This window comes from uncultured Campylobacter sp. (assembly GCF_938045775.1).
Taxonomy (GTDB): domain Bacteria; phylum Campylobacterota; class Campylobacteria; order Campylobacterales; family Campylobacteraceae; genus Campylobacter_B.
The window spans coordinates 1-9,698 of sequence record NZ_CALIBH010000122.1; the positions used below are offsets into that span (position 1 = coordinate 1).

Annotated in this window: 13 protein-coding genes; 3 read left to right on the forward strand and 10 right to left on the reverse strand. The window is 49.6% G+C overall.

Going from position 1 to position 9,698, the window contains the following annotated elements:
- The 10 genes from Q0238_RS04635 to Q0238_RS04680 form a co-directional block, all read right to left on the reverse strand.
- Positions 1 to 268 (reverse strand): DUF1104 domain-containing protein (locus Q0238_RS04635; protein ID WP_297943345.1); only part of this gene is annotated, 268 nt, incomplete at its 3' end.
- A gap of 215 nt (positions 269 to 483) precedes the next feature.
- Positions 484 to 654 carry a hypothetical protein gene (locus Q0238_RS04640; protein ID WP_297943347.1) on the reverse strand — a complete coding sequence of 57 codons (171 nt, stop codon included), beginning with the start codon at positions 652 to 654 and terminating at the stop codon, positions 484 to 486.
- 12 nt (positions 655 to 666) lie between these two features.
- Positions 667 to 1,212 (reverse strand): superoxide dismutase family protein, encoded by a 546-nt coding sequence (locus Q0238_RS04645; RefSeq protein WP_297943349.1) that lies wholly within the window; start codon positions 1,210 to 1,212, stop codon positions 667 to 669.
- 65 nt (positions 1,213 to 1,277) lie between these two features.
- The gene (locus Q0238_RS04650; protein ID WP_297943369.1) at positions 1,278 to 1,916 is read right to left on the reverse strand and encodes an ABC transporter permease subunit; all 639 of its coding nucleotides are present in this window, start codon (positions 1,914 to 1,916) and stop codon (positions 1,278 to 1,280) included.
- Positions 1,816 to 2,643: a substrate-binding domain-containing protein gene (locus tag Q0238_RS04655; RefSeq protein WP_297943351.1), complete on the reverse strand. Its 828-nt coding sequence runs from the start codon at positions 2,641 to 2,643 to the stop codon at positions 1,816 to 1,818. The genes Q0238_RS04650 and Q0238_RS04655 overlap by 101 nt, the downstream gene beginning before the upstream one ends.
- 115 nt (positions 2,644 to 2,758) lie before the next feature.
- Complete coding sequence (modD, locus tag Q0238_RS04660; RefSeq protein ID WP_297943353.1) at positions 2,759 to 3,610, reverse strand: ModD protein; 852 nt, start codon at positions 3,608 to 3,610, stop codon at positions 2,759 to 2,761.
- 2 nt (positions 3,611 to 3,612) lie between these two features.
- On the reverse strand, positions 3,613 to 4,110 hold the full coding sequence (locus Q0238_RS04665) for a nitroreductase family protein (RefSeq protein WP_297943355.1): 498 nt from the start codon (positions 4,108 to 4,110) through the stop codon (positions 3,613 to 3,615).
- A gap of 636 nt (positions 4,111 to 4,746) precedes the next feature.
- Positions 4,747 to 5,415, reverse strand: a complete 669-nt coding sequence (locus Q0238_RS04670) for a ThiF family adenylyltransferase (protein ID WP_297943357.1) — start codon at positions 5,413 to 5,415, stop codon at positions 4,747 to 4,749.
- Entirely contained in the window at positions 5,408 to 6,187 is a 780-nt protein-coding gene (gene surE / locus Q0238_RS04675) for a 5'/3'-nucleotidase SurE (RefSeq protein ID WP_297943359.1), read from the reverse strand. Before surE ends, Q0238_RS04670 begins: the two co-directional genes overlap by 8 nt.
- Before the next feature lie 423 nt (positions 6,188 to 6,610).
- Positions 6,611 to 7,111: a hypothetical protein gene (locus tag Q0238_RS04680; RefSeq protein ID WP_297943361.1), complete on the reverse strand. Its 501-nt coding sequence runs from the start codon at positions 7,109 to 7,111 to the stop codon at positions 6,611 to 6,613.
- Positions 7,112 to 7,179: 68 nt separating this feature from the next.
- On the opposite strand from Q0238_RS04680, the gene Q0238_RS04685 reads away from it, so the two are divergent.
- The 3 genes from Q0238_RS04685 to argC all read left to right on the forward strand — a co-directional run.
- Positions 7,180 to 8,367 carry a DUF354 domain-containing protein gene (locus tag Q0238_RS04685; protein WP_297943363.1) on the forward strand — a complete coding sequence of 396 codons (1,188 nt, stop codon included), beginning with the start codon at positions 7,180 to 7,182 and terminating at the stop codon, positions 8,365 to 8,367.
- Positions 8,368 to 8,415: 48 nt separating this feature from the next.
- Entirely contained in the window at positions 8,416 to 8,907 is a 492-nt protein-coding gene (gene greA / locus Q0238_RS04690) for a transcription elongation factor GreA (RefSeq protein WP_297943365.1), read from the forward strand.
- Between the two features lies 1 nt (position 8,908).
- A partial coding sequence (gene argC / locus Q0238_RS04695) for an N-acetyl-gamma-glutamyl-phosphate reductase (protein ID WP_297943367.1) occupies positions 8,909 to 9,698 on the forward strand: 790 nt, incomplete at its 3' end.

Genomic DNA, 9,698 nt, shown 5'->3' on the forward strand with positions numbered 1-9,698 from the left:
TTCTAAACTCGTCTAGGAATTTCTCGCGATCCTCGACGCTCATAGCGTCCAGCTTTTTTTTAAACTCCATCTTAAATCCGCGCTTGAGATCCCTTGCCTGCGCTCTTAGCTCGCCCGCGCGCTTGTCGATCTCAAACGCCGCTTCGCTTAAGCTCTTGGCATCGGCGCCGGCGATCGAGGCATTGATCTGCTCGGGGCTGCTTGAGCTAAAATCTGCGGCGAACAGCACGCCCGCGACTAAAACGCTTGCTAAAACAATCTTTTTCATTCTCTCTCCTTTGTGAAAGTTAGCGTAATTGTAGAAAAAAGTCGTGAAGAAAAAGTTAAATGAAGCTCACGCCGCCAAAATAGCTCGGCGCCGTAAATTTAGAACTTTGATTTAAATTTAGAAAATTTTGCGCTGCTGCGGCAAAAACAGAGCGTAATGCGCGCAAACGGAGTTAAAATTTTAAAATTTAAGCGGAGGGGGCGCAGCGTGTAAATTTAGCGTAAATTTAGCATAAATTCGCGCTGCATAGATTGCATTAAAAGCCCGCCGTGCGTAAATTTAACGGCAGAGAGGGCGTATCCCGGCGCTGCGGACGGCGAAATTTCATCGCGTAAATTTAACCGCAGGGCTGCTAAATTTAGAGATTGCGGATGATTAAATTTCATCCGCAACGAAGCTTATTTTATAACGCCGCAGACCATTCTAGCTCCGCCGCCGCCAAGCGGCTTCGGATGGTCGCTGTGGTTATCGCCGCCTACGTGAACCATCAGCGAGTGGCCCTTTAGCTCATCTAAGCTCTTGATCTTCGGAGCCAGCACCGGATAGACCGCATTGCCCTCGGCATCGACGAAAAGTGCAGGCAGATCGCCCTTGTGGCCGCTATCATCCCAAGCAAACGAGTGTTTTTTGGTATCGCTTGGATCCCAGTGACCGCCCGCTTTCATACCTAGACCCTTCTCATTTGCGCCGCAGTCGGCGTTTTGATGCACGTGAAAACCGTGCGCGCCGCTAGCAAGACCTTTTAAATTCGGGAAAAATGCCACGCCGTAGTTCGTCTCGACCGCTACGACCTCGCCGACGGTTACGTTGCCCTTCTCGCCCAACTGCTCCATAGTGATGACGAGGTGCTTGCCCGTCTTAGGGTCGAAATTTTGCATATCGCCGTGCTCGTGAGCGATCAAGGCGCTTGCGACTAAAATTGATGAAATTAGAAATTTCTTCATGAAAAATCCTTTAAAATGAAATGCGTTTGCAATTCTATCAAAAAAATACTTAAAAATAATTTTTTTCAATTAGATAAATTTCGCTTTTTATCTAAAAGGCTTATCGCGAAGAATAAAATCAAGCTGAAAATCACGAGCAAAAGGCTCAAAATCAGCGCCCGCTCGTTTTCCCCGTCATACACGGCGCCCATGATCGCAAAACCTAGCGTGTCGGTTTTGCCCACGATGTTTCCGCCCAGCATCAGCGTGATACCCACTTCGCCAAGCCCGCGCGAGAGCGCTAAAATAAGCGCGGAGCCGAGCGTTTTAAGCGAGCTTGGAAGGATTACGAAGAGGAAAATTTGAGATCTGTTTTTGCCCAAAATTTGCGCGGCTTCGATTAGGCTCTTCGGAAAGAGCTCAAAGCTCGCACACACGGGCTTTACAAACAGCGGCAGCCCCACCAAAAATGCGGCGATTACCAATGAAGAAAAGTTAAAAACGATGTCTAAATTTAACGCAGAGCCGATAAATCCGCTCTTTCCGAAGATGTAAAGAAGCAGAAATCCCGTCGCGATCGGCGGGAAGATAAGCGGAAAAATTACCAAAATTTCGACGATCTTTTTAAATTTGGCTTTGCTGAAAGCTAAAAAATACGCAATTGCTAGCCCTATTGAAATCAGCAGCAAAAAGCTGCAAAATAGGGCTTTCGCGCTTAGTATCAGAGGATGCGCGATCCAAGCGATATCGCTCATTTAAGACCGAATTTTGAAAAAATCTCTTTTGAGCGATCCGATTAAACTCCTCCATCACCTTTTCGCAAAGCGCCTGCTCGCTGCACGCGCTAAGCCTTGCGATACCGATGAATGCGGGGCTATAGAGGCTCTCGTCGATGTAGATTACCGAGCCGAACTCATCTTTTTTGGCGACCGCTTCGGTGCTGTTGATAAAGCCCGCCTGCACCTCGCCGTTGATGACGTATGCGACCACCTGCGGCACGCCCGCGACGGCTAAAATTTTATCTTTTACCGGCTCCATCTTGACGTTTTGTAAAAACTCGTTCGTCCTGATACCGTAAATCGCCTTTTTAGGATCCGGCATCGCGATCTTATCGAACTTTGCAATCTCCGATACGTCGTTTATTTTAATATTTTTCGGCGTTACTAAAACTAGCGTGCCGCGCCCGATACGCTCAAATTTAGTGATATTTAGATCGCTTTTTTTCAAAAACGCCTCGTCGCCCACGATGAATGAAATTTTATTCTCGCGCGATTGAATGACGAGCTGGCCGAGGTTAGCAAACGATCCCGCTACGTCCATGCCCTCTTTTTTCAAATTTTCGATCACGGCCGAGACGGGCTTTTTGTATCCGCCGCCGGCCGCGATTATCAGCTGATCCGCGCAGAACGAAACGCTTGCCGCAAGCGCCAAAATAAATGCAATTTTTTTCATGAAAATCCTTTTTTGAAATTTTAAGAATTTTACAAAATATAATCTTATTTATTAATAAATCGTATTTTTATGCCCTGTTTTAGACTTTCACGCCTTAAAATTTAAAATTTAATATTTAGATGAGCTCTATCTTTCCGCTCAAATCACACACGCCCTGATTCCAAACTGCCGAGCTTACGAGCACGTCCACGCCGGTAGCCGCAAACTTTGCGCAGTTATTTTTATTTATACCGCCCGCGGCGCAAATTTTAATCTGCGGCGCCGTTTCATCTCGCCTCAAAACGCAGGCTCTAAGCTCGCCTGGGCTCATCTTATCGCACATTATCGCATCGGGTGCGTAACCTAAGAGCTCACTAAATTCGCGCTCACTTGCCACTTCGATCATTATCTTTCGCTCGGGCGCGCGCTCTTTAAATTTAGCGATCTGCGCGCAAAACTCGCTAAAGCTTGCAAACGCGCGGATATGGTTTGAAAAAAACAGGACGCTGTCGTGCAGCCCTAGGCGGTGCATGCTCCCGCCGCCCGCTATCAGCGCATTTACGCAAAGCTCCTTCGCAAAAGGAAAGCTCTTGCGCGTCGCGCCCAGCACGCAGCGCGGATTAACTTCTCGCATCAGCGCAACCATCTCGTGCGCGTAGGTAGAAATTTTGCATGAGTACTCAAACACGATCTGAACGATCTTCCAAGCTTTATGGAGGCTCTCAAAGCTCCCTTGTGCGCTAAAAATTTCATCCCCCGCGCCAAATGCGCTTCCCTCTCGCGCCAGATGCTGCGTCTCGCAACCAAAGCGCGCCGCCACTTCGCGTGCAATTCCGCCGCCGCTAAAGATCAGATCCTGCCTCGTTACGATCGAAAGCCGCGCGGGCGCATCTAAATCCGTGCAGCCGCGTAAAAGCTCGGTCGTAAGGTCCAAAAATGCGCCGTCGCTAGCGATTAGATCGTCGATTTTACTCTGCGAAATAAACATATCTAGCCTACGAAGTGAATTTTAGCGGGCTCAAAGCGTGAATGCGCCTTTGTGACGCGAGACGGAAAGCCCAAAGGCATAATGCAAAACGCCTCCAAATGCCCAGGCAGATCCAAGATTTCTCTTACGCGCTCCATTGCGTAAATATCGGGCGCTACGCCCAGCCACGTGGTGCCAAGCCCCAAATGGTGCGCCGCCAGCCAAAGATTTTCTGCCGCACAAGCGCAGTCGTAGCGAGCGTAGGGCTGGAATTTTAAGCCGCTTTTGCGCGTGCAGACCACGATCGCAAGCGGCGCGTCTTTCGTGCAGCCGCCGTAGGTGCCGACGCTGCTAAGTAGCGTAAGCGTGGTGCGGTCGCGCACTACGTAAAACTCCCATGAGCGCTGGTTGCCCGCGCTAGGGGCTTGCATCGCGGCTTTTAGCACGAGCTCGATCTGATCGTCGCTCGGCATTTTCTCGGTAAAGCTCCGCACGCTCGTGCGTGTAAAAATTTCATTCATCGCTGCTCCTTTAAATTAAATTTCTAAATTCCGCTTTTTGCGAGCGGTAAAAAATGGAATTTAGAAGTAGGCTTGCCGCTGCGTTTGCTTGAGCCCTGCTTACACTTTACGCTTATTTAGGCGCTACGCGGCGGCTGATGCGCGCAGATTTGGTTTTGCTTGCCTGAGCGCGCCTCTTTTTGCATCAAAAAGCGCGCGAAACTGCGATAAAATTTCAAATCGCGCTGCTGCGAAAATCCGCCGCAAAGAACATTTGCGTAAACTTGGCTTGCTTAAATTTCGCTCACGAGCAAGCTCACGACCCGCTTATTTAAATTTTTAATCCTAGACCGCTATTTGGCCCCGCTAAAATAACCCGCCGTATACATCAATATGTGCGTGTAGCTCGCGCGGTTCTTAAATTTCATCTCGCGCCGAACGAAATTCTGCCTTCGTGCCGAGCAAATTTTATCTTCGTCGTCTGGAAAATTCCGCTTTCGCCGCTTTTGAATTTTAACTGCATCGCGCGCCGCAAAGCACTTGACGCGCCGTACCGCATGCAAAGTGCGCTCAGATCAAAAGCTCAAAATATATAAAATTTAACCGCCAAGCACGACTAGGCAGAGCCATGCGCCGAAGCGCTATGAAATTTAAGCGTTAAGTCTGCTTGCTTATCAGCTTGCGCACGACGTAGCTTGCGATGAAAAGCCCGAAGCTCGCGGTCACGCCCATGAAGCTGCCCATTGATTTGACGCGCGGCGGCTCGCTTGAACAAACGACGTCAAAATCGCCCGCAAAGCCGTGCTTTCGCAGCTCATATCTGATCTTGCGCGCGAGCGGATCGCCTTGCGTCCGCCAGATTGAGCGGATTTCGATTTTAGCGGGATCGAGCCTCTTTGCGCCGCCCATCGAGCTCACAAAGCCCGCGCCCGCCTCGCTACAGCGCAGCGCAAGCGCGATCTTAGCGCTCACGTCGTCTATCGCGTCGATTACGAAATCAAATTTGCCGAGGTCGAATTCCGATAAAAATTCCTCATCAATCCTAGCGGCGATCGGCGTTATGCCCTTAAATTTGCGTGCGAAAACCTCGCATTTTAGCTCGCCTACATGCTCGCTTCCAAACTGGCGATTTTGGTTGGTTATCTCGAAGCGATCGCAATCGATCACGCTTAGATTTACCGCGCCGCTGCGGTACAGCGCCTCTATCGCCGCTCCGCCCACGCCGCCGCAGCCGCAGATTAAAATTTTAGCGCTTTGCAGCCTTGCAAAATCCTCGCCGAAAAGCAGGCGCGAGCGCGAAAAGCGGTCTACTACGACCTCACTCATCGTTTTTCATCCACCTTTCTAGCGCGCTCATCTGCTCGTGCGCGGTCAAATTTAGCTTGATCGGACTTAATGTTGCCCGCCCCTCAAAAAGTGCCGAAATGTCGCTGTTTTCGTTTTTGCTCGCATCAAAACTGAGCGTGGATTTGCCGAGCCAATAATACTCTATTCCGCGCGGATTGCGGTTTAGCTGTGCGTCGGTATCGTAGAGCTTCTCGCCGCATGGCGCAACCGAAAGCCCCTTGAAATCTTGCTTTGAAACGGCAGGAACGTTTAAATTTAAAAACTGCTTCGGCGGTAGCGGAAAGCCTTTTTTAAAGATTTTCTCTACCAATTCCACCGCGAGCTCGCACGCGAGATCAAATCCGTATCGCTGCAGCGAATCCGCGACGTAAAACTGGCTCACTGCAAGCGCGGGAATGCCTTGCAAAACCCCCTCCATCGCGCCTCCGCACGTGCCCGAATAGGTCACGTCCTCCGCGACGTTGGCTCCGTGATTTATGCCGCTTATCACTAGATCGGGCTTGCGGTTATACAGCGCGCGGAGCGCCAAATACACGCAGTCTGCGGGCGTGGCGTCATCTAGTTTGAAAAATCCGTCGTCGAGCTTGATAAATCTAAGCGGACGCGTAAGCGTGAGTGAGTGCGAGCAGGCCGATTTCTCCGAGCTCGGCGCTACGATAGTGACGTTTGCGATCCCTCTTAGCGCGCTTGCGAGCTCCAAAAGTCCGCGCGCTTCGAATCCGTCGTCGTTGGTGATTAAAATTTCTTTCATATTCTCTCTTTAGCTAAAATTTCATGACAGACCTATCGGGGCGGAATTCTATCTGTAAAATTCTAGCGCTCAATTCTTTACTATGCAAAAATTGCTATTTAGCTTGCGTGGCATAAAATTCCGTCGCGCCAAATTTTTCAATAAAATTCCATGCGAACTTAAATCGCAAAATTCATAGAAAAATTCCGCCTTTTTGCTACGAAATTTTATCTTTTTTCGCTACAAATTTTTATAGCTTTTTATAGCCTGACACGCAATTTCATCGCCTAAATTTCACTTTCGAAATTTCTTAAATTAAATTTTGCGACCGCACTCCGCAACTCGCCGCAAAATTTGTCTTTTAAATTATCGTAAAATTTTACACCACGAAATTTTGCTTTCGCGCCGATGCAAATCCGCGGTATAAAATTACGCTAGACTTATCTATAACCCTGCTTTGCGGCATATCTCCTCGCTCACCTGCGAATCAAGTAGGTGCGAGCTTGGATAATCGTAGAAAAATCGGTGCACTTCACGCACTCCGTTTCGCAATAAAGCTCGCGTACTAGGTGCGTTGCAGTCATTTTCGGTAATATCCTTGGTTAGCAATTTGAGATATTTTTGCCGATCGGAGTTTTTCAGGCTCGCCCAGCCAGGGCTTAGCGAGTAGGCATAGATCAGATCGCTTCCTTGTGCACTAATTTCTTCGAGGAAGGCAAACTGCGCGACCTTAACGTGGGGCTTTGCACCGCCTACGTCCGCTGCGATCTCGCTAGCTGCGGCTTTAGCGACGAGTGCGGGCGAGCCTAGCTTACTAAGCGCCTCAAAACGCGCCGTTACTGCGGGATCCTCGGTGACTTGACGCTTTTGGTATTTAGCTGCACTGCAACCGCCTAGCAACATCACGAACGCGCCGCATAGCGCTAAAATTTTAAAATTTCTCATCTTAAATCCTTTGTCGGCTTAATTTTAGCACATTTTGCTATAATTAACAAAAATTTAAAAGGCTAAATTTGAAATACCTAATCTCTTGCTTAGAGCCCTCGGCGAATCTGCATTTTAAAGAGGTTCTAGCGCATCTTAAAAGGCTCGATCCCGCTTACGAAATTTGCGGAATTTTCGATGAAAAGCTGGGCTCGCCGATATACAAAAGCAGCGAATTTTCGGCGATGGGCTTTATAGAAATTTTGCCGCTAATTTTAAAAGCCAAGCGCGCGATAACGCAGATGACGCGACTTGCGGCGGAGTGCGATCGCGTGCTTTTGATCGACTCGCCCGCGTTTAATCTGCCGCTAGCTCGCGCGATCAAAAATAGCGGCGCGCGCGCGGAAATTTCATATTATATCCTGCCGCAGGTTTGGGCGTGGAAGCCGCACAGAGCGGAGAAGCTGAAGGCGTTTTGCGACAATCTGCTCTCCATCTGGCCTTTTGAGGCAAAATTTTTCGGCGCGGATTGCGAGGAAGATAAAGGCGCCGTGCCGCAAGAAGCGGAGAGCAAAGACGCTGCAGCACAAGAAGCAAAAGATAAAGACGCTGCGCCGAAAGAGTATGCCGCGCGCCAAAGCAGCCAAAGCGCTAAAACTGCAAAGTACTCTTTCGTGGGGCATCCGCTGCTTGACGAGATAAAATTTCAAAAAACAAGCTACGAAAAACAGGGCAAGATCGCCTTTATGCCGGGCTCGCGCAGAGCTGAAATTTCAAGACTGATGCCCATTTTTAGAACCCTTGCGCCTAAATTTGAAAATAGCGAGCGAGTCTTAATAATCCCGCCGCATCTGATGGATCAAAGAGATGAAATTTACGGGCCTCTGGACGGCTTTAGCATCGCAAACGATACTCCTGCCACGCTTAAGGATTGCGATTTTGCCTTCATCTGCTCGGGCACGGCGACGCTTGAAGCGGCGCTAATCGGCACTCCGTTCGTGCTGTGTTACAAGGCTCGCGCGTTTGACGTTTGGCTCGCGCGAAAACTCGTAAAGCTAAAGCACGTGGGGCTTGCGAATATTATTTTTGATTTTTTGGGCGAGGAGCCTCTGCACGAGGAGCTTTTGCAAGGCGAAGTAAGCGCGCAAAACCTACTCGCCGCATACGAGCGCTGCGACGCCGCGAAATTTAAACTTGCGAGCGAAAAGCTGCGAGATTATCTGAAATTCGGCTCCAGCGAAAACGTGGCAAAAATTTTAACGCAGCCTGCGAGCTAAAATTTTAAGGCTAAAGCTTATATAATTTGATAAAAAGAAAGGAAGATTATGACGACCGAACCAATGACGCTTTACGGATATGAAAAGATCACCTCCGAGCTCAAAGAGCTTCAGAGCGTGAAGCTGCCTCACATCGTGCAGCAGATCGACATCGCGCGCGGACACGGCGATCTGAAAGAAAACGCCGAGTATCACGCGGCGCGCGAAGAGCAGGCGTTTTTGCTCTCGCGTATCGCCGAGCTTAGCGACATCATCTCTCGCTCAAAGATCATCGATCCCTCTACCTACAAGCACGACCGCGTAAAATTCGGCTCTACCGTTACCTTTATGGACGTAGAGACCGAGCGGGAGGAGGTTTACACGATCGTAGGGCTTAGCGAGGCGGACATCTCGCGCAAGCTCATCAATATTAATACGCCGCTTGCGCGCCAGCTTTTAGGCAAAGCCGAGGGTGATGAGGTGGTGCTTCAGCTACCATCAGGCACACGCGATGTGGAAATTTTAAGCGTCGAATACAAGCCGATAAAATTTGAGAATTAGCGTGAAAAAAGTAGGCATCATCGGCGTTAGCGGCTATACGGGGCTTGAGCTGATTAAGGCTCTACTTTCCCACCCGGGCTTTGAAATTTCATATTTGGGCGCTTCAGCGCAGGGCGAGATAAGCGAAATTTTCCCGCAGCTACGCGGCGTGTTTGAGATGTGCGTAGAAGCTGCGGATGCTCGCGTTGCGGCGCAAAGATGTGATCTTATTTTTTTAGCGCTGCCGCATGGAAAAGCGATGGAATTTGCCCGCGAAATTTTAAAATTTAAAAACGTCAAGGTGGTAGATCTATCGGCTGATTATCGCCTAAGCCGCGAGCTTTACGAGAAAAATTACACCGCTCATTTAGACCCGCAAAATTTAACCCACGCCGTTTACGGGCTGCCCGAGCTAAATCGCGAAAAGATCCGCGCCGCGCGGCTTACGGCAAATCCGGGCTGCTATCCTACCTGCTCTATTTTGGCGCTCGCGCCGTTCGTGCGGCTACTAGATCCGAATACCGGCGTATTTATCGACGCAAAAAGCGGGGTAAGCGGCGCAGGCAAGGCCCTCAAAGCAAGTAGCCATTTCGTAAGCGTAAACGAAAACGCGGGCGCCTACTCGCCGATCTCGCATCGCCACGCAGACGAGATCAAAGAGCAGCTGCAAATTTTAAAAGGCGGCGAATTTAGCACGCTTTTCGTGCCGAATTTGCTGCCGATTACGCGCGGAATGCTAGTTAGCGCGTTTGGCGTACTGCAAAAGAGCGTGGATGCAGAGGCGGTGCTACGGGAGTTTTACGCAAACGAGC

Coding starts and splice junctions, on each gene's coding strand:
- Q0238_RS04640 (WP_297943347.1), bottom strand. CDS start 654: ATGAAATTTAATCATCCGCAATCTCTAAATTTAGCAGCCCTGCGGTTA.
- Q0238_RS04645 (WP_297943349.1), bottom strand. CDS start 1,212: ATGAAGAAATTTCTAATTTCATCAATTTTAGTCGCAAGCGCCTTGATC.
- Q0238_RS04655 (WP_297943351.1), bottom strand. CDS start 2,643: ATGAAAAAAATTGCATTTATTTTGGCGCTTGCGGCAAGCGTTTCGTTC.
- modD (WP_297943353.1), bottom strand. CDS start 3,610: ATGTTTATTTCGCAGAGTAAAATCGACGATCTAATCGCTAGCGACGGC.
- Q0238_RS04665 (WP_297943355.1), bottom strand. CDS start 4,110: ATGAATGAAATTTTTACACGCACGAGCGTGCGGAGCTTTACCGAGAAA.
- Q0238_RS04670 (WP_297943357.1), bottom strand. CDS start 5,415: ATGAGTGAGGTCGTAGTAGACCGCTTTTCGCGCTCGCGCCTGCTTTTC.
- surE (WP_297943359.1), bottom strand. CDS start 6,187: ATGAAAGAAATTTTAATCACCAACGACGACGGATTCGAAGCGCGCGGA.
- Q0238_RS04680 (WP_297943361.1), bottom strand. CDS start 7,111: ATGAGAAATTTTAAAATTTTAGCGCTATGCGGCGCGTTCGTGATGTTG.
- greA (WP_297943365.1), top strand. CDS start 8,416: ATGACGACCGAACCAATGACGCTTTACGGATATGAAAAGATCACCTCC.